This is a genomic window from Aurantimonas sp. C2-5-R2 (assembly GCF_036549495.1).
Classification (GTDB): Bacteria; Pseudomonadota; Alphaproteobacteria; order Rhizobiales; family Rhizobiaceae; genus Aurantimonas; species Aurantimonas coralicida_A.
The window spans coordinates 1-19586 of record NZ_JAZHLJ010000067.1; the positions used below are offsets into that span (position 1 = coordinate 1).

General features: G+C 62.0%; 16 protein-coding genes, 1 tRNA gene and 1 pseudogene. 2 read left to right on the top strand and 16 right to left on the bottom strand.

What is annotated here, in order from left to right; all coding sequences use genetic code 11:
- The 13 genes from VQ044_RS19665 to VQ044_RS19725 all read right to left on the bottom strand — a co-directional run.
- Positions 1 to 90 (bottom strand): GTP-binding protein (locus VQ044_RS19665; RefSeq protein ID WP_010007596.1); only part of this gene is annotated, 90 nt, incomplete at its 3' end.
- A 63-nt stretch (positions 91 to 153) separates the two neighbouring features.
- On the bottom strand, positions 154 to 2244 hold the full coding sequence (fusA, locus tag VQ044_RS19670) for an elongation factor G (protein WP_327626038.1): 2091 nt from the start codon (positions 2242 to 2244) through the stop codon (positions 154 to 156).
- 30 nt (positions 2245 to 2274) lie between these two features.
- Complete coding sequence (gene rpsG, locus VQ044_RS19675; protein ID WP_327626039.1) at positions 2275 to 2745, bottom strand: 30S ribosomal protein S7; 471 nt, start codon at positions 2743 to 2745, stop codon at positions 2275 to 2277.
- Positions 2746 to 2778: 33 nt separating this feature from the next.
- Complete coding sequence (gene rpsL / locus VQ044_RS19680; protein ID WP_206453990.1) at positions 2779 to 3150, bottom strand: 30S ribosomal protein S12; 372 nt, start codon at positions 3148 to 3150, stop codon at positions 2779 to 2781.
- Between the two features lie 463 nt (positions 3151 to 3613).
- Positions 3614 to 7810: a DNA-directed RNA polymerase subunit beta' gene (gene rpoC / locus VQ044_RS19685; protein ID WP_327651177.1), complete on the bottom strand. Its 4197-nt coding sequence runs from the start codon at positions 7808 to 7810 to the stop codon at positions 3614 to 3616.
- A gap of 137 nt (positions 7811 to 7947) precedes the next feature.
- Entirely contained in the window at positions 7948 to 12120 is a 4173-nt protein-coding gene (gene rpoB, locus VQ044_RS19690) for a DNA-directed RNA polymerase subunit beta (protein ID WP_327648995.1), read from the bottom strand.
- A gap of 303 nt (positions 12121 to 12423) precedes the next feature.
- Positions 12424 to 12798: a 50S ribosomal protein L7/L12 gene (gene rplL / locus VQ044_RS19695; protein WP_206453987.1), complete on the bottom strand. Its 375-nt coding sequence runs from the start codon at positions 12796 to 12798 to the stop codon at positions 12424 to 12426.
- Between the two features lie 51 nt (positions 12799 to 12849).
- Entirely contained in the window at positions 12850 to 13368 is a 519-nt protein-coding gene (gene rplJ / locus VQ044_RS19700) for a 50S ribosomal protein L10 (RefSeq protein WP_327626042.1), read from the bottom strand.
- 379 nt (positions 13369 to 13747) lie between these two features.
- Positions 13748 to 14446, bottom strand: coding sequence for a 50S ribosomal protein L1 (rplA, locus tag VQ044_RS19705; RefSeq protein ID WP_327626043.1), 699 nt, complete (start codon positions 14444 to 14446; stop codon positions 13748 to 13750).
- Positions 14447 to 14450: 4 nt separating this feature from the next.
- Complete coding sequence (gene rplK / locus VQ044_RS19710) at positions 14451 to 14879, bottom strand: 50S ribosomal protein L11 (protein ID WP_327626044.1); 429 nt, start codon at positions 14877 to 14879, stop codon at positions 14451 to 14453.
- 148 nt (positions 14880 to 15027) lie between these two features.
- The gene (gene nusG / locus VQ044_RS19715; RefSeq protein WP_327648994.1) at positions 15028 to 15558 is read right to left on the bottom strand and encodes a transcription termination/antitermination protein NusG; all 531 of its coding nucleotides are present in this window, start codon (positions 15556 to 15558) and stop codon (positions 15028 to 15030) included.
- Positions 15559 to 15589: 31 nt separating this feature from the next.
- Positions 15590 to 15787, bottom strand: coding sequence for a preprotein translocase subunit SecE (gene secE, locus VQ044_RS19720; RefSeq protein ID WP_327626046.1), 198 nt, complete (start codon positions 15785 to 15787; stop codon positions 15590 to 15592).
- A 130-nt stretch (positions 15788 to 15917) separates the two neighbouring features.
- Positions 15918 to 15993, bottom strand: a tRNA-Trp gene (locus VQ044_RS19725).
- A gap of 115 nt (positions 15994 to 16108) precedes the next feature.
- On the opposite strand from VQ044_RS19725, the gene VQ044_RS19730 reads away from it, so the two are divergent.
- The gene (locus tag VQ044_RS19730; protein WP_327648993.1) at positions 16109 to 16792 is read left to right on the top strand and encodes an HAD family hydrolase; all 684 of its coding nucleotides are present in this window, start codon (positions 16109 to 16111) and stop codon (positions 16790 to 16792) included.
- Positions 16793 to 16825: 33 nt separating this feature from the next.
- Here VQ044_RS19730 and VQ044_RS19735 read toward each other — a convergent pair whose 3' ends face one another.
- Positions 16826 to 17671 (bottom strand): 3-deoxy-manno-octulosonate cytidylyltransferase, encoded by an 846-nt coding sequence (locus VQ044_RS19735; RefSeq protein WP_327648992.1) that lies wholly within the window; start codon positions 17669 to 17671, stop codon positions 16826 to 16828.
- A 70-nt stretch (positions 17672 to 17741) separates the two neighbouring features.
- On the bottom strand, positions 17742 to 18434 hold the full coding sequence (locus tag VQ044_RS19740) for a glycosyltransferase (RefSeq protein WP_327648991.1): 693 nt from the start codon (positions 18432 to 18434) through the stop codon (positions 17742 to 17744).
- Between the two features lie 243 nt (positions 18435 to 18677).
- Here VQ044_RS19740 and VQ044_RS19745 point away from each other — a divergent pair, with 243 nt between their 5' ends.
- Positions 18678 to 19379, top strand: a complete 702-nt coding sequence (locus VQ044_RS19745; protein WP_327648990.1) for a hypothetical protein — start codon at positions 18678 to 18680, stop codon at positions 19377 to 19379.
- A gap of 112 nt (positions 19380 to 19491) precedes the next feature.
- Here VQ044_RS19745 and VQ044_RS19750 read toward each other — a convergent pair.
- A pseudogene (locus VQ044_RS19750) lies at positions 19492 to 19586 on the bottom strand (elongation factor Tu); the annotation flags it as partial.

Here is a 19586-nt window from a genome sequence, read left to right on the forward strand (position 1 = left end):
CGCCGTCAACGACGTCTTGCCGTGATCAACGTGACCAATCGTCCCGATGTTCACATGCGGCTTGTTGCGCTCGAATTTGCTCTTGGCCATCTTGCCACTCCGTTGTCTAGTCTTGGCTCAGCGAGCCGAATGCCGTTTCGATGGGAAACGCGGTCAGGCGTACTTTTTCTGAATTTCGTCCGCGACCTGGTTCGGCACCTGCTCATAATGATCGAACTGCATCGTGTACTGGGCACGGCCCTGGGACATCGAGCGCAGCTGGTTGACGTAACCGAACATGTTGGCCAGCGGCACCATGGCGTTGACGACCTGCGCGATACCGCGCGGCTCAGTTCCCTGGATCTGTCCGCGACGCGAATTCAAATCGCCGATGACGTCACCGACGTAGTCTTCCGGCGTCACCACTTCGACCTTCATGACCGGCTCGAGCAGCCGCGGCCCCGCCTTCTGGATCGCTTCGCGGAAACCGGCCCGCGCCGCGATTTCGAAGGCCAGCACCGAGGAGTCGACATCGTGGAACGCGCCATCGAGCAGCTGCGCCTTGATGTCCACCATCGGGAAGCCCGCAAGCGGCCCCGACGTCAACACCGACACGATGCCCTTTTGAACGCCTGGAATGTATTCCTTCGGAACCGCACCACCGACGATCTTCGACTCGAAGCTGAAGCCCTCGCCGATCTCGGCAGGCTCGAAGGTCATCTTGACGCGAGCGAACTGGCCCGTACCGCCGGTCTGCTTCTTGTGGGTGTAGTCGACTTCGGCCTTGCGAGTGATGGTCTCACGATACGCCACCTGCGGCGCGCCGATATTCGCCTCGACCTTGAATTCCCGCTTCATGCGATCGACGAGAATGTCGAGGTGAAGCTCGCCCATGCCGGCGATGATCGTCTGGCCGGATTCCTCATCTGTCTTGACCCGGAACGAAGGATCCTCGGCGGCCAGTCGGTTGAGCGCGAGGCCCATCTTTTCCTGGTCGGCCTTGGTCTTCGGCTCGATCGCGATCTCGATGACCGGATCGGGGAACTCCATCCGCTCCAGGATGACCGGCTTCAGGGGATCACAAAGCGTGTCGCCGGTCGTCGTGTCCTTCAGGCCAGCCAGTGCGACAATGTCGCCGGCATAGGCCTCTTCGATGTCTTCGCGGGAGTTGGAGTGCATCTGCAGCATGCGGCCGATGCGTTCCTTCTTCTCCTTGACGGTGTTCTGGAGCGAGGTGCCCTTGGTCAGAACGCCGGAGTAGATGCGAGCGAAGGTGAGCGAACCGACAAACGGATCGTTCATGATCTTGAAGGCCAGCATGGACAGCGGCTCGTCGTCAGACGACTTGCGCACGATCTCGGCTTCGGTCTTCGGGTCGATACCCTTGATCGGCTTCACTTCGACCGGCGACGGCAGGAAGTCGACAACGGCGTCGAGAAGCGGCTGAACGCCCTTGTTCTTGAAAGCCGAACCGCAGAGAACCGGCGTGAACCAGACGTCGCAGGTGCCCTTGCGGATCAGCTTGCGAATCTCATCGTTGCTCGGCATCTCGCCTTCGAGATAACGCTCCATGGCGCCTTCATCGAGCTCGACAGCGGCTTCGATCATCGCCTCGCGGTACTCTTCAGCCTGGGCGAGCATGTCGGCCGGGATATCGAGAATGTCCCACTGGGCGCCGAGATTCTCGTCGCGCCAGACCAGCGCCTTCATCTCGATGAGATCGATGACACCCTTGAGCTCGGTCTCCGCACCGATCGGCAGCTGGACGACGATCGGACGCGCGCCGAGACGCGACTTGATCATCTCCACACAACGAAAGAAGTCGGCGCCCGTCTTGTCCATCTTGTTGACGAAGATCATGCGCGGAACCTGATACTTGTCCGCCTGACGCCAGACCGTCTCGGTCTGCGGCTCGACACCGGCATTGGCGTCGAGAAGCGCAATCGCGCCATCGAGGACGCGCAAGCTGCGTTCGACCTCAATGGTGAAGTCGACGTGACCCGGCGTGTCGATGATGTTGAAGCGGCGCTTCTTGCCGTCGCGGCCTTCCCAGAACGTGGTGGTCGCGGCGGAGGTAATGGTGATGCCGCGCTCCTGCTCCTGCGCCATCCAGTCCATCGTCGCAGCGCCATCATGCACTTCGCCGATCTTGTGGGACTTACCGGTGTAGTAGAGAATCCGCTCGGTCGTCGTCGTCTTCCCGGCATCGATGTGGGCCATGATGCCGAAATTGCGGTAGTCTTCGATCTTATAGTCGCGTGCCATCGGGCGTCGCCTTTCGGGCAGAAACTTGAATTACCAGCGGTAGTGCGAGAAGGCGCGGTTCGCTTCCGCCATGCGGTGCGTGTCTTCGCGCTTCTTCACAGCCGTACCACGGTTGTTGGCCGCATCCATGAGCTCGCCCGACAGGCGGTCGACCATGGTCGTCTCGTTGCGGCCCCGTGCGGCGGTGATCAGCCAACGGATCGCCAGCGCCTGACGGCGCTCGGGACGAACGTCGACCGGAACCTGATAGGTCGCACCACCGACACGGCGGGAGCGAACTTCCACATGCGGCGAGATGTTCTCGAGCGCCTGGTGGAAGATCACGACCGCGTCCTGGCGGGTCTTCTCGTGGACGGTGTCGAACGCACCGTAGACGATGCGCTCGGCGACCGACTTCTTACCGTCATACATGACGGCGTTCATGAACTTTGACACGATGAGATCACCGAACTTCGGGTCCGGATTGATTTCACGCTTTTCGGCTCTGTGGCGGCGGGACATACTATCGTCTCTTCAACTGATCAGCGTTGGGGCTTACTTCGGACGCTTGGCGCCGTATTTCGAACGACGCTGCTTCCGGTTCTTGACGCCCTGCGTGTCGAGCACGCCGCGGATGATGTGGTAGCGAACACCCGGTAGATCCTTCACGCGCCCACCGCGGATCATCACCACGGAGTGCTCCTGAAGGTTATGGCCTTCACCCGGAATGTAGCCGATGACTTCGTAACCGTTGACGAGGCGAACCTTGGCAACCTTACGAAGCGCCGAGTTCGGTTTCTTCGGCGTGGTCGTGTAGACACGGGTGCACACGCCGCGCTTTTGCGGGTTGGCCTCGAGCGCCGGAACCGTATTGCGCTCGACTGGGCGAACGCGCGGCTTCCGGACCAATTGGTTGATGGTCGGCATTCCAACCTTCCCTCTTCTTCCAAAACTCAGGTTCGACACGAAACGTCGCGCCACGCAAAAGCGAAGAGCAACTCTCCATGCGCGAAACCAGGCAATCGATCCACTTGTGAGTGGACTGCCCGGAACGAAGCAGAGGACCGCTTAGACGGTCTTGCATTCAGCGATGTGACGTCTCGTTGAACGAAGCCTTGTTTGAAGCGCTTGATCCCGGACGTGGCGTCCTTGGGAAGATTCGGCCTCACATCGGCTCTGTTGGGGGGTACTTAACGATTCTCCCCGGACCCGTCAACCCCGGATCCGAAGGAGTTCGCGAGCCTCGCCCGATGGCGATCCCAATGCCCCGTCGGCGCCGTGCCGCAATCGGCGCGCACGGCGTTTTCTGCTTCCGCGACAGCGGTCCTTGACGGCGAAAGGCCGCCCGAGGGCGGCCTTTCCATTCTTGCTTCCACCAAACGGGCGAGGCCTACTCGGCCGCGTCCGTGATCGAGGTCAGCATGCGATCGGTCTCGGCCTTGTTGGCGGCCTTGCGGCGATCCTCGATGATGAGGTCGTCGCGCGAGGTAGCGATGCGGCGCACCTGGGTCATCATGCCACCGGTACCCGCCGGGATCAGGCGGCCGACGATGACGTTCTCCTTCAAGCCCTGCAGCGTATCGGTCTTGCCGGCGACCGCCGCCTCGGTCAACACTCGCGTCGTCTCCTGGAAGGAGGCGGCCGAGATGAAGGACGGGGTCTGCAGCGAGGCCTTGGTGATGCCGAGGAGGACCGGGTTGCCGGATGCCGGCTTCTTGCCCTCTTCTTCCAGACGCTCGTTGAGTTCCGCCAGCTCGATCCGGTCGACATTGTCGCCCGGAATGTAGCCGGAATCGCCGGACTCGACGATCTCGACCTTCTGCAGCATCTGCCGGACGATGACCTCGATGTGCTTGTCGTTGATCAACACGCCCTGCAGCCGGTAGACCTCCTGGATCTCGTTGACGAGGTAGGACGCCAGCGCCTCCACGCCGCGGATCGCCAGGATGTCGTGCGGCGCAGGGTTGCCGTCGAGGATGTAGTCGCCCTTCTCGATGACGTCACCTTCCTGAAGATGGAACGGCTTGCCCTTCGGGATCAGGTACTCCATCGGCTCGCCGCCGTCCTCGTGCGGCTCGATGATGATCCGGCGCTTGTTCTTGTAGTCGCGCCCGAATTTCACCGTGCCGTCGATCTCCGCGATCACCGCGTTGTCCTTCGGCTTGCGGGCCTCGAACAGTTCCGCGACACGCGGCAGACCACCGGTAATGTCCTTGGTCTTCGCGCTTTCCATCGGAATACGCGAGAGGACGTCGCCGGCCTTCACCGTGGCGCCCGGCTCGACCGACAGGATCGCGTCGACCGACTGGAAGTAGCGAGCGTCGGAGCCACGCGCCAGTTTGAGGATCTCGCCATCCTTGCCACGCACCACGATCGCCGGCTTCAGGTCCTGACCGCGCGGGCTCGCCCGCCAATCGATGACCGCCCGCTTGGTGATGCCGGTCGACTCGTCGGCCTGCTCGGACACGGAGATGCCTTCCACCATGTCCTCGAAGTCGACCGTGCCCTCGAGCTCGGTCAGCACCGGACGGGTGTACGGATCCCATTCGGCGATGCGCTGGCCGCGCCGGACCGTATCGCCGTCGTCGACGAAGATACGGCTACCGTAGGTGACGCGGTGCGACGCACGCTCCTTGCCCGCCTGATCGAGGATAAGGATCGCCATGTTGCGACCCATCGCCACCAGTCGGCCATCGGAATTCCGCACGACGTTACGGTTGCGGATCGCCACCGTGCCCTCGTAGGAGGCTTCCAGGAACGAAGAGTCGACCACCTGCGCGGTCCCGCCCATGTGGAAGGTACGCATGGTGAGCTGGGTGCCCGGCTCGCCGATCGACTGCGCGGCGATGACGCCGACGGCCTCGCCCATGTTGACGGGCGTGCCGCGGGCAAGATCGCGCCCGTAGCAGGTGGCGCAGATGCCGGTGCGGATCTCGCAGGTCAGCGCCGAACGAATGTTGATCGACTGGATACTGGCGTTCTCGATCACCTCGACGTCGGCCTCCTCGATCGTCACACCGCCCTTGACGATAACCTCGCCGGTCAGCGGATGCAGGATATCTTCCAGCGCCGTCCGGCCGAGGACCCGCTGGCCGATCGACGCGACGACCTGACCGGCGTCCACGATCGGCTGCATGGTCAGCCCGTTCTTCGTGCCACAATCGACCTGCGTGATGATGCAGTCCTGCGCCACGTCGACGAGACGACGGGTGAGATAACCCGAATTGGCCGTCTTCAGCGCCGTGTCGGCCAAGCCCTTGCGAGCACCGTGGGTCGAGTTGAAGTACTCGAGCACGGTCAGGCCTTCCTTGAAGTTCGAGATGATCGGCGTCTCGATGATCTCGCCAGACGGCTTGGTCATCAGGCCACGCATTGCCGCCAGCTGGCGCATCTGGGTCGGAGACCCGCGGGCGCCGGAGTGCGACATCATGTAGATCGAGTTCATCGGCTTCTGCCGACCATTGTCGTCGAACTCGATCGCCTTGATGCGAGCCATCATCTCGTCGGCGATCTTGTCCGTGCACTTCGCCCAGGCATCGACGACCTTGTTGTACTTCTCGCCCTGGGTGATCAGGCCGTCATTGTACTGCTGCTCGTATTCCTTCGCGAGCGCCTGGGTCTCGCCGATCATCCTCGGCTTGGTGTCCGGGATCAGCATGTCGTCCTTGCCGAACGAGATGCCAGCCGTACAGGCATGACGGAACCCGAGCTGCATGATCTGGTCGCAGAAGATCACCGTCTCCTTCTGACCGCAGTGACGATAGACCTGGTCGATCATCTTGGAGATGGTCTTCTTGGTCATCAGCTCGTTGCAGATGTCGAACGGAATCGCGGCGTTCTTCGGCAGCAGTTCCCCGATGAGCATACGGCCCGGCGTCGTCTCGTAGATATTCGAGACCGGCTTGCCGTCCGCGCCCACCGTCTTGAAGCGGCCCTTGACCTTGCTGTGCAGGGTCACCGAGCGGTTGGCGATGGCGTGCTCCAGTTCGCCGATGTCGGAGAAGGCCATCCCCTGCCCCGGCTCGTTCTCGTTCATGATCGAGAGGTAGTAGAGCCCGAGCACCATATCCTGCGACGGCACGATGATAGGCGCGCCGTTCGCCGGATGCAGGATGTTGTTGGTCGACATCATGAGAACGCGCGCTTCCAGCTGCGCCTCGATCGACAACGGAACGTGCACAGCCATCTGATCGCCGTCGAAATCGGCGTTGAAGGCCGTACAGACGAGCGGATGCAGCTGGATCGCCTTGCCCTCGATCAGCACCGGCTCGAAGGCCTGGATGCCGAGACGGTGCAGGGTCGGAGCGCGGTTCAAGAGCACCGGATGTTCGCGGATGACCTCATCGAGGATATCCCAGACTTCCGGACGCTCCTTCTCGACCAGCTTCTTCGCCTGCTTGACGGTCGAGGAGAAACCCTTGGCATCGAGGCGCGCGTAGATAAACGGCTTGAACAGCTCCAGCGCCATCTTCTTCGGCAGGCCGCACTGGTGCAGCTTCAGCTCCGGACCTGTGACGATGACCGAGCGGCCGGAATAGTCGACGCGCTTGCCGAGCAGGTTCTGGCGGAACCGGCCCTGCTTGCCCTTGAGCATGTCGGACAGCGACTTCAACGGACGCTTGTTGGCGCCGGTGATCACGCGGCCGCGGCGGCCGTTGTCGAACAGTGCATCGACGGCTTCCTGCAGCATCCGCTTCTCGTTGCGGATGATGATGCCCGGCGCACGCAGCTCGATCAGCCGCTTGAGGCGGTTGTTCCGGTTGATGACGCGGCGATACAGGTCGTTGAGATCCGACGTCGCGAAACGACCGCCGTCGAGCGGGACGAGCGGGCGCAGGTCCGGCGGGATCACCGGAACGACGCTCATGATCATCCACTCCGGCTTGTTGCCGGAATCGAGGAAGTTCTCGACGATCTTCAGCCGCTTCATCAGCTTCTTGGTCTTGAGCTCGGAGGTGGTCTGCGCGAGCTCAGCACGCAAATCGCCGGCGATCTTCTCCAGATCCATGCCCGCGAGAAGATCCTGGATCGCCTCAGCGCCGATCAGCGCGGTGAAGGAATCCTCCCCGAACTCCTCGACGGCGATCATATATTCCTCTTCCGACAGGAGCTGATGCTCCTTCAGAGAGGTCAGGCCCGGCTCGGTGACGATGTAGTTCTCGAAATACAGAACCCGCTCGATATCCTTGAGCGTCATGTCGAGCAGCGTGCCGATGCGCGACGGGAGCGACTTCAGGAACCAGATGTGGGCGACCGGCGCGGCGAGTTCGATATGACCCATGCGCTCGCGCCGCACGCGCGAAAGAGTCACCTCGACGCCGCACTTCTCGCAGATAATGCCCTTGTACTTCATCCGCTTGTACTTGCCGCACAAGCACTCGTAATCCTTGATCGGACCGAAAATGCGGGCGCAGAACAGACCGTCCCGCTCCGGCTTGAACGTGCGGTAGTTGATCGTCTCCGGCTTCTTGATCTCGCCGAACGACCAGGAAAGGATCTTCTCAGGCGAGGCGAGCGAGATGCGAATGGAATCGAACGTCTGCGCAGCCACCTGCGGATTGAAGATGTTCATGACCTCTTGGTTCATGCGCTTTCTCCTTCGTGGGGCAAAACCCCGAGTCGCGGCGGGTATACCGGCCGCTGAAATCGTTCAATCGTCGAGGATCGGCGCCATGTCGGCGCCGATCCGGACCGCAACGGGTGCGGTCGATTTTCCCGCGACGTCTATTCGGCCGCGTCAGGCAGACCCTCGGCGGGTGCCGGCAACTCGACCGCCGAGTTCGCCAGATCGACGTCGAGGCCGAGCGAGCGCATTTCCTTGACGAGCACGTTGAAGCTCTCGGGAATGCCGGACTCGAAGGCGTCGTCACCACGCACGATCGACTCGTAGACCTTGGTGCGGCCCGCGACATCGTCCGACTTCACCGTCAGCATCTCCTGCAGCGTGTAGGCGGCGCCATAAGCCTCGAGCGCCCAGACCTCCATCTCGCCGAAGCGCTGGCCGCCAAACTGGGCCTTGCCGCCCAATGGCTGCTGGGTCACGAGCGAGTACGGACCGATCGAACGGGCGTGGATCTTGTCGTCCACCAGATGGTGCAGCTTCAGCATGTAGATGTAGCCGACCGTCACCTGCCGATCGAAGGCCTCGCCGGTGCGCCCGTCATAGAGCGTCACCTGGCCCGAACCGTCGAGTCCCGCCTTTTCCAGCATTTCGACGATGTCGTGCTCGACTGCACCATCGAAGACCGGCGTCGCAATCGACACGCCGCGGGTCATCTGCTTGGCCAAGATGACGACACTGGCGTCGTCGTAGTCCTTGACCTTCTCGTTGCGGTCGTTGTCGCCCAGCAGTCCGGCAATCTCATCGCGTAGCGGCGAGACGTCACGGGACTGGTTATAGACCTCGAGCATCTCGCCGATCTTCTTGCCCATGCCCGAACAGGCCCAGCCAAGATGCGTCTCGAGAATCTGCCCAACATTCATGCGTGACGGCACGCCGAGCGGGTTGAGCACGATGTCGACATGCGTGCCGTCCTCATTGAACGGCATGTCCTCGACCGGCAAGATGCGCGACACCACACCCTTGTTGCCGTGCCGTCCGGCCATCTTGTCGCCCGGCTGGATCTTGCGCTTGACCGCGACAAAGACCTTGACCTGCTTCATGACGCCGGGGGGCAGCTCGTCACCGCGCTGCACCTTCTCGACCTTGTCCATGAAGCGCTGCTCGAGGGTGGTCTTCGCTTCGTCATAGACGTTGCGCAGATCCTCCAGTTCGGCCTGCAGCTTCTCCTCCTCGACGGCGAACATCCACCACTGCGAGCGGGGATACTCGTTCATCGCGTCGGCGGAGATGGTCGCGCCCTTCTTGAAGCCCTTCGGTCCCGCGATGGCGGACTTTCCGCCCAGCATCTCAATCAGGCGACCATAGACGTTGCGGTCGAGAATCGCCTGTTCATCGTCGCGATCCTTGGCGAGCCGCTCGATCTCCTCGCGCTCGATCGCCATGGCGCGTTCGTCCTTCTCGACGCCGTGACGATTGAACACCCGAACCTCGACGACCGTGCCATAGGCGCCCGGAGGCATGCGGTTCGAGGTATCGCGGACGTCGGAGGCCTTTTCGCCGAAGATGGCGCGCAGGAGCTTTTCCTCCGGCGTCATCGGGCTTTCACCCTTCGGCGTGATCTTGCCGACCAGAATGTCGCCCGGCTGCACCTCGGCACCGATATAGACGATGCCGGCCTCATCGAGATTCTTCAGCGCTTCTTCCGACACGTTCGGAATGTCGCGGGTGATCTCTTCGGGTCCAAGTTTGGTGTCGCGCGCCATGACCTCGAACTCCTCGATATGGATCGAGGTGAAGACGTCATCGGCGACGATGCGCTCCGACAGGAGGATCGAATCCTCGTAGTTGTAGCCGTTCCACGGCATGAACGCGACGAGCACGTTCCGCCCGAGCGCCAGATCGCCGAGATCTGTCGACGGACCATCAGCAATGATGTCGCCCTTTTCGACCGGGTCACCCACCGCCACCAGCGGACGCTGGTTGATGCAGGTGTTCTGGTTCGAGCGCTGGAACTTCATCAGACGGTAGATGTCGACACCGGACTTGCCGGCCTCCAGATCCTCCGTCGCGCGGATGACGATACGCGTCGCGTCGACCTGGTCGACCACGCCGGTGCGGCGCGCACCGATCGCAGCGCCCGAATCGCGGGCGACGATCGATTCCATGCCGGTGCCGACGAACGGCGCTTCGGCGCGAACCAGCGGCACCGCCTGACGCTGCATGTTCGAGCCCATCAGAGCGCGGTTGGCGTCATCGTTCTCAAGGAACGGAATCAGCGCCGCAGCGACCGAAACCAACTGCTTCGGCGATACGTCCATCAGATCGACATTGTCGCGCGGCGTCATGAAGACGTCGCCCGAATGACGGCAGACCACGAACTCGTTCTGGAACCGGCTGTCGTCGGTCAGGACGGCGTTCGCCTGTGCGACGTGATGCTTGGATTCCTCCATCGCCGACAGATACACGACATCATGGGTGACGATGCCGTCGATCACCTTGCGGTACGGGCTCTCGATGAAGCCGTATTTGTTCACCCGCGCGAACGTGGCGAGCGAGTTGATCAGGCCGATATTCGGGCCTTCCGGCGTCTCGATCGGGCAGATCCGGCCGTAATGCGTTGGATGCACGTCGCGCACCTCGAAGCCGGCGCGCTCGCGCGTCAGGCCGCCGGGTCCAAGCGCCGAGAGGCGGCGCTTGTGGGTAATCTCCGACAGCGGGTTGGTCTGATCCATGAACTGCGACAGCTGCGACGAACCGAAGAACTCGCGCACGGCGGCGGCGGCGGGCTTGGCGTTGATCAGATCCTGCGGCATCACCGTGTCGATCTCGACGGAGCTCATGCGCTCCTTGATCGCGCGTTCCATGCGCAGCAAGCCGACGCGATACTGGTTCTCCATCAGCTCGCCGACCGAACGCACCCGGCGGTTGCCGAGATTGTCGATGTCGTCGATCTCGCCCTTGCCGTCCCGAAGGTCGACGAGGGTTCTGACCACCGCGAGGATGTCTTCCTTGCGCAGCACGCGCACGGTGTCCTCGGCGTCGACGTCGAGACGCATGTTCATCTTGACGCGGCCGACGGCCGACAGGTCATAGCGCTCGCCGTCAAAGAACAACGAGTTGAACATCGCTTCGGCGGTCTCGATCGTCGGCGGCTCGCCGGGACGCATCACCCGGTAGATGTCGAACAGCGCGTCTTGACGACCTTCGTTCTTATCGACCGCCAGCGTATTGCGGATATAGCCGCCGACATTGACGTGATCGATGTCGAGAACGGTGATCTCGTCGTAACCGGCCGCGATCAGGTCGATCAGATTGCCCTTGCGCTCGCCGGTCTTGGCATCGACGGTAATCTCGAGCTCATCACCGGCCTCGAGATACACTTCGCCCGTCTCAGGATTGACGATATCCTCGGCGATGTAGGATCCGGCAAGATCCTCCTCGGTCGCGCGCAGGGCCTTGACGCCCTTCTCCTGCATCTGGCGAGCCTGGCGAGCCGTCACCTTTTTGCCGGCCTCGACGAGAACCTCGCCGCTGTCGGCGTCGATGAGGTCGACGACGGCGCCCTGGCCGCGCACGCGCTCCACCGAGAATGGCACGCGCCAGCCCTTCTTATCCTTCTCGAACTTCACGGTGTCGTAGAAGGTCGACAGGATCTCCTCGCCATCCATGCCGAGCGCCATCAGCAGGCTCGTCGCCGGAATCTTGCGGCGGCGGTCGATGCGCGCATGCACGACGTCCTTGGCGTCGAACTCGATGTCGAGCCAGGAGCCGCGATAGGGAATGACGCGGGCGGCGAACAGCAGCTTGCCCGACGAGTGGCTCTTGCCCTTGTCGTGATCGAAGAACACGCCGGGGGAACGGTGCATCTGCGAGACGATGACGCGCTCGGTGCCGTTCACGACGAAGGTGCCGTTGGACGTCATGAGCGGCATATCGCCCATGTAGACGTCCTGCTCCTTGATGTCCTTCACCGACTTGGAGCCGGTGTCGTCGTCAATATCGAACACGATGAGGCGCAGCGTCACCTTGAGCGGCGCAGCGTAGGTCAGATCGCGCTGACGGCACTCCTCAACGTCGAATTTCGGCGCCTCAAATTCGTATTTCACGAATTCCAGCATCGCCTGGCCCGAGAAGTCAGAAATCGGGAAAACCGACTTGAAGACGGCTTGCAGCCCCTCGTCGAGACGCCCGCCTTGCGGCTCGTCGACCATCAGAAATTGATCATAGGAGGCCTTCTGGACCTCGATCAGGTTTGGCATCTCGGCGACTTCGGGGATCGACCCGAAGAATTTGCGTACCCGCCTGCGACCGCTAAACGTCGTCGTTTGAGACATCGTCGCTCCTTCTCGTGACAACGCCCTTGACCAAAGGGCTTGAATTCTCTTCCCTCTCCGTCGAGAGGTACCGCGTGCCAAAAAGGCCGGTGCGGCTGACAGATCTGCCGGGCGAAAGGCCCGCGTCTCCAAACGGTTCTATGAGCCGTCTGAACACGCGCGCGTCACGTCACTCCAGTTCCTGCCTCGTTTCGGATCGGACCGCCGTCCGCCCGGCTCGCCATGGCGCGAGCACGGAAGGCGGAACGGCAAAATGCCGTCCCGCCCGCCGGATTTTGGTGCGCAAGCGCGGGAAACCCGCGATTACTTGACTTCGACCGTGGCGCCAGCCTTCTCGAGCTGCTCCTTGAGCTTCTCGGACTCGGCCTTGTCGACCGCTTCCTTGACAGGCTTCGGCGCGTTGTCGACGAGGTCCTTGGCTTCCTTCAGGCCAAGGCCCGTGATCGCGCGGACTTCCTTGATGACGTTGATCTTCTGTGCGCCGGCGGCGACGAGGATCACGTTGAACTCGGTCTGCTCTTCAGCCGCTTCGGCCGGAGCACCGCCGCCAGCAGCGGCGACCGCCACGGGAGCCGCGGCGGAAACGCCCCATTTTTCTTCCAGCATCTTCGAGAGTTCAGCCGCCTCGAGGACGGTCAGGCTCGACAGGTCTTCAACGATCTTGGCGAGATCAGCCATGTTTGTATTCCTTTGGATTCGAACTTTGGTTTGAGCAGCGAGGAACCGTCCTCACGCCGCCTCGTCCTTCTTGGCATAGGCCCCGAAAACACGCGCGAGTTGTCCCGCAGGTGCCTGGAGAACCCCAGCGATCCGAGTAGCCGGCGTATTGATCATGCCGACCAGCTTGGCCCTGAGCTCGTCCAACGACGGCATGGAGGCCAAGGCCTTCACACCATTCGCATCGAGTGTGGTCTTGCCCATCGTCCCGCCCAGGATGACGAGCTTGTCGTTCCCCTTGGCGAAATCGTTGGTGACCTTTGCCGCCGCGACCGGGTCGCCTGAATAGGCGATCAGGGTCTGGCCCTCGAACAACGTCGAGATGCCTTCGGCGTCCGTGCCTTGAAGAGCGATCTTGGCGAGGCGGTTCTTCGCGACTTTGACGGTGCCCCCCGCATCGCGCATTTTCGAACGATAGTCGTTCATCTGCGCGACCGTAAGACCGGCATAGTGGGCCACGACGACCGTTCCCGAGTCCTTGAAGGTCTCGTTGAGCGTCGAGACAAATTCGCGTTTTTCCGCTTTGTCCACTGCCTCTCTCCATTTAGCCTCAGCTTCCGAAGAAGCTGCGGCCGGTTGCCTTTTGCCGCCCGGATCATCCGGACGACGCTCGGAGATCCTGTCCCCTCGGCCAGACCCTTCGCGGATTCCGCGGAACCCATGGGCGACACAAGGCATTCAGAGGTTCGAACCAAGAACCCGGGCTGATCCCGGAAAATTTGGAACTTCCCCGTCTCATGCGGGCTTTCTGACGATTAAGACCGAATGCCGAAGCAAACGGTCGCCCACAATCTCGGACAGGCATTCAGGGAGCCCCGAAAGGCCCCCACGCACCGGGGCGAGCCCCGGAACCTTGGTATAGGTGATCGGCGCATATAGGTGCGCCGCTCACCAGTGTTAAGGGTCGGACCTACGCCGCATTCAGGGTCGACGGATCGATCTTGACGCCAGGGCCCATCGTCGAGGTGATCGCGACGCGCTGCACATAGATACCCTTGGCGCCCGAGGGCTTGGCCTTCTGGACGGCGTCGGCGAAAGCACGGATATTCTCCGCGATCGCCTTGCCCTCAAAGCTCGCCTTGCCGACACCGGCATGAACGATGCCGGCTTTTTCAACGCGGAACTCGACGGCCCCGCCCTTGGATGCCTTCACGGCGGCGGCAACGTCCGGCGTCACCGTTCCGACCCGCGGGTTCGGCATCAGGCCGCGCGGCCCCAGAACCTTGCCGAGCCGGCCGACAAGAGCCATCATATCAGGCGTGGCGATGGCGCGATCGAAATCGATCGTACCGCCCTGAACCTGCTCGACGAGATCTTCGGCGCCGACGATGTCGGCCCCGGCAGCTTTCGCCTCTTCGGCCTTGTCGCCCCGCGCGAACACGGCGACGCGAACGGTGCGTCCGGTGCCGTTCGGCAGATTGACGACGCCGCGGACCATCTGGTCCGCATGACGCGGGTCGACGCCGAGATTCATCGCGACTTCGATCGTCTCGTCGAATTTGGCACTCGCACGGCCCTTCAGCAACTCGACCGCCTCGTCGAGACCGTAGAGCTTGATGCGGTCGATGCCGTCGCGGGCGTTACGGATGCGCTTTCCAGCTTTTGCCATCGTCTCAACCCACCACTTCGAGGCCCATGGAACGGGCGGAGCCCTCGACCATAGCCATGGCCGCTTCCACGTCGTTCGCGTTCAAATCCTTGAACTTCTTCTCGGCAATATCGCGAACCTGCTCGCGCGTCACCGAACCCGCGACGCTCTTACCCGGCTCCTTGGAGCCGCTCTTGAGATTCGCCGCCTTCTTGAGGAAGTAGCTCACCGGCGAAGTCTTCATCGCGAAGGTGAAGGATTTGTCCTGGTAATAGGTGATCACCACCGGGATCGGAGAGCCCTTCTCCTGGTCTTGGGTCTGCGCGTTGAACGACTTGCAGAATTCCATTATGTTGATGCCACGCTGACCGAGCGCCGGACCGATCGGGGGCGACGGCGTCGCCGATCCGGCCGGAACCTGCAGCTTCAGCTGGCCCTGTATTTTCTTAGCCATTTGCTCCTGCCTTCATTTGTTCGAGCCGAACGACCGGTCAATCAGCGACCCAGCCCCGGCTACCTGCAGTTCGCGCGGTGCGGCATCTCCGACCGGCTAGAGCCGGATTGCCTTCCGCACGATGATTCGGACCAAAAGCCCGTTCTGGTCAGACCTTTTCGACCTGACCGAATTCGAGATCGACCGGCGTTGCACGACCGAAGATCGAGACCTCGACCTTGAGCCTCGCCCGCTCCTGATCGACTTCCTGCACGACGCCGTTGAACGAGGCGAAGGGACCGTCGGAGACCCGAACCTGCTCGCCGATATCGAACGAGATCGTCGGCTTCGGCCGATCCACCCCGTCCTGCACCTGCATCAGGATTTGCTCGGCTTCCTTGTCGGTAATCGGGACCGGCCGATTGTCCGGTCCGAGAAAGCCCGTGACCTTCGGCGTGTTCTTGATCATCGAGAAGACCTGATCGGTCAGCTCGGCCTTGACCAGGACGTAACCGGGGAAAAACTTCCGCTCGGCATCGACCTTGCGACCACGACGCACCTCGACCACCTTCTCGGTGGGCACGAGGATCTTTTCGAACTTGTCGGAGAGCCCTTTCTGGCGGGCCTGCTCCTCGATCGATTCGGCCACCTTCTTCTCGAAATTGGAATAGGCGTGGACGATGTACCAGCGGGCGGTCATGAAATTTACGATGTCTCCTGCGACGTCGGCGTCAAGCGCCGGCATTCATGATCAGGCCCACGACATAGCCGAGCACTTGATCCGCGACGAAAAAGAAGGTCGCGGCGAATGCGACCATCACGAACACCATGATCGTCGAAATGATCGTCTCACGGCGGGTTGGCCAAGTGACCTTCGCGGTCTCGGATCGAACCTGCTGGAGAAATGTGAAAGGATTGGTTTTGGCCATACACCGCTCACAGCTAATGCGCGTGAAGGCTGGTCGCCAGCCTCACGCGCCACATGTCGATCGCCGTTCCTCTACCCGCCCTTGCCGCGATTCACAAGGGCCGGCTCGACAGAATCTCATTTCCGGCGAATGGCAGGGGCAGAGGGACTCGAACCCACGGCCTGCGGTTTTGGAGACCGCCGCTCTACCAACTGAGCTATACCCCTTCGCGCGTGGCTTCCTTAGGCTATGTCGACGGGATCATCAAGATGAGATTCTTTCGACCGGCCGCCGCTTGCGCCAGACGCTGCGACGAATATTCTATAGGTTGCATTTTATGTATTGCGCAACCTCTATGAGCTCGCTGTGCAGTTGCCGCCTCCCCTTGCCGATAAGCGTCTCGTGCTCTTCGACCTCGATGGCGTCCTGGTGGATACCCGAGCCAACATGCTGGCGGCCTGGTCGGCGGTGTGCCGGGTGCTGGGGGTTGACGTTCCCTTCGATGCCTACATCGCGGAGATCGGACAGCCCTTCGGGTCGATCATGCGCCGTCTCGGGATCGGCCACCTCTCCGACAGCGCGGAAATCATCTATCGACAGCGTTCGGCGCTCGACCTGGCGTCAGCGCCTGTTTACGCCGACATCGCCCTCATGCTCGACGGCCTTTATGCGGCGGGACGCAAGCTCGGCATCGTCACCTCCAAGGACAGCGAGCGCACCGCGATCCTGCTCGAGCGGCTTCCGCCGGTCTTTTCCGTCGTCCGCTGCCCCGACAGCGCCTGTCGCGGCAAACCGGCGCCGGATCACTTGTTGATGGCAATGGCACTGACACGTTGCGACCCGTGCGAGACAATTTACGTCGGCGACATGGCGAGCGACTCCGAAGCCGCCCGGCGCGCGGGTATCGATTTCCTGCACGCTTCCTGGGGCTACGGCGAACGACCGCCGGGCACATCGTTGCAGGTTACTCACCCGGAGCAGATCGCTCAACTTCTCCTCCCCAGGGAGGTCGAGCGGGTCGGTTAAATGCACTGGCGCCCATTGGAGCGATCGGCGCAGTCACGGTTTCGCAGTATCTGTTCGCGATCTGGCCGCCAGCTTCTGCTTGCGCGTCTTTAGCTTCAGCGATCGCAGCAAGCCATCGACCCGCCCTTGCAGGCGCGTCAACGAAAACAGCCGGTCGATCGCCATATTCGAGCCTTCGAGCCGTTCGGCCAGGACCTGTGACGCGACAAGCGACAGCTCTTCCGGGGTTGTGTCGGGAAACCTGCGGGCAATCGCCTCCAGCCCGCTTGTGTCCGACCCGCCGATCCTCTCGATCTTGTTCGATCGCAGCAACAATCTTTGCACGATCTGCTCGAAGGTCCAGTCGTGATCGTGAAACAGCTTCCATTGCACCGAGCGTTGTGCGGTGAAGCCGGCCAGCACGACCCGCGAGGTCGGGCAGTTCTCCGCCAGCCACACGGCCAGCGCAAAGCCGCTGGTCGGCACATGGCTTGCGGGATAGAAGTCATCAAAATAGTCGGCGAGATCGAGAAAGCCCGCCCTGGCGCCGCCGAACTCCTCGGCCCGGCTGAATGTCTCGCCCGGCGCCGTCCGCAGATTCAGGACGCCGCGAAATTTCGGCGAGCGCAACAGACCAAGGACGCTCTCCACCTCGTTTCGGTAGACGATGTTGGCTCCCGCCGGACTGCTCCTGGCCACGAGCAGGCAAGAGCCCGCGAACGGCTCGGACAGAACCTTGAACACCTTGTTGAAGAACACGTAGAGCGCGTCATCGCCAAAACGCTGCCGCAGCGCCGCGATATCGACGGCGTCGCTATTGGCCACGAGGACGATGCGTTCGAAGCCGGCGAAGAACGCTGCCCAGCCATCACGATCCCCGATCCAGGAGGTGTCCGCCATCCGTTTCCTCTTTGATATTCCAACGCTCTAGCGAGTCGGCCGGCACGACCGCCAGGAGCCGCGATCTTTCTCAGTCGCCACGCTGCCGGACATGCAAGGTGCGCTCGCGCATGGCGAACCACTCCTCGGCGTAGTCGTCATCCTTGTATTCGTCGAAATACGGCCCGCCGTCGGTGAAATGGACATTCTTGGCGTCGGCGCGATGGTCATATTCGTTGACCAGCCAGTTCCAGGCCGCCGGCAACTCGCCGATATTCTCGTCGCCGTCGAGCCACTTGAACTGGTGCAGCTGCAGGCCGGTCGCGGTGTTGACGAAATCCGGAGTCAAGGCACGGCACTTGGCGTTATTGAACAGCATGACGCTCGACCAGTTCTTCTTTTCGTATTTGGTCTGCGCCTGGCCGAGAAACTTCGTCTCGATCTTCGGCTGGTAATCGTGCTTCACGCACATGACGGCATAGCGATCGTCACGCAGCGCCCAGAGCTCGGCGATATCGGCCCGCACGAGCATGTCGCAGTCCATGAACAGGCTCCACCCCTCGAAGCCGCTGAGATAGGGCACCAGAAAGCGGGAGAACGAGAATTCGGTGGATTGCAGGGTGTTGCGCTCGCGGGTGAAGATGCCGTCGAGATTGGACAAGACGATCGGCGCGAACATAACCGGCATCGACGCATGCTCGATGATGCTCTGCGCCAGGACGTGATAGGCGATGACCTCGTTGGAATCATAGCCGATGAAGATGCGGGCCGACGGGCTGGTCACGAATGCAATTCCTTCACGAACAATTCGGTGGCGGAGAAAGGTGCCGCACCGTGGGGTGAAGCGGTTCGCCAACCTCATCGCACTTCCCCGGCAAGACTTTCAAGGCCATGCCGGCTTTCCGCCCCCTTCGGCCTTGCTCCCTCGTCCCCACCCGCACCCGACAGAAACGACATGCCGCGCTAGCCCCGGGGCCGAGTTTCGCCTAGGTCTACGCGCGATCCCATCCACGAACCGAATGCTGCCGTGACCCACCCGCTTATCGTCTCGTACTACACCCCCGGAACAGCCTACGAAGATCATGCGTCGGCCTTGAAAGCCTCGGTCGACCGACTGGGGCTTGATTCGCGGATAGAACCCCGCGCGCCGAAATCGAGCTGGGTGGAGAACTGCGCGCAGAAGGCGCTGTTCGTCCGTGACATGCGGCAACAAGACGAACGGCCGATCTTGTGGATCGACGCCGACGCGATTTTGCGCCGCAAGGTGACGGAATTGGAGCGCTTCTCCGGCGATTTCGCCGTGGTGAAGCGCGGCGGTTGGTCGTTCTACGGCGGCCAAGCGTATTTCGGCAGTGGCCCGAACGCCGAGGATCTGATCGAAAGATGGTGCCGTTATTGCACCGACTACCCCAATATCTGGGACCAGGTGTCCCTGGGCTACGCCTGGTGGGACGCGTCCCTTGAAACGGATCTGCAAGCTCTCTGGCTGGAGCCCGGCCTGTTTGCAAAATCCAAACGCAATTTCCTGGGGCGGTATGTCCAGGGCGCATTCTCGAAGGCCGCGATCGTTCACAAGCAGGAAAGTCGCCGCTCGAAAGCGGCACAGCGAGCACCCCGCCAATCGGAATTCAGCAATGACCACCTTCCGGAATGGTGGCGGCGGGCCGCGGCGCTCGACCAGCCATTCGTCCTCGATGAGGCCCGCAAGCACGAACTCGGGCTCTTGTAACCCGCGGTCGCGGGCAATTTACACCCCACAAAAACGGGCCCTCGCGGGGCCCGTTCTGCGATCGTCTCGGTGCTGCCGGCGCTAAATGCGACGCGCCCGCTTGTCGCGTGTCTTACTCGACGATGCTGGCGACGATGCCGGCCCCGACGGTGCGGCCGCCTTCACGGATGGCGAAGCGCAGCTTCTCTTCCATCGCGATCGGCACGA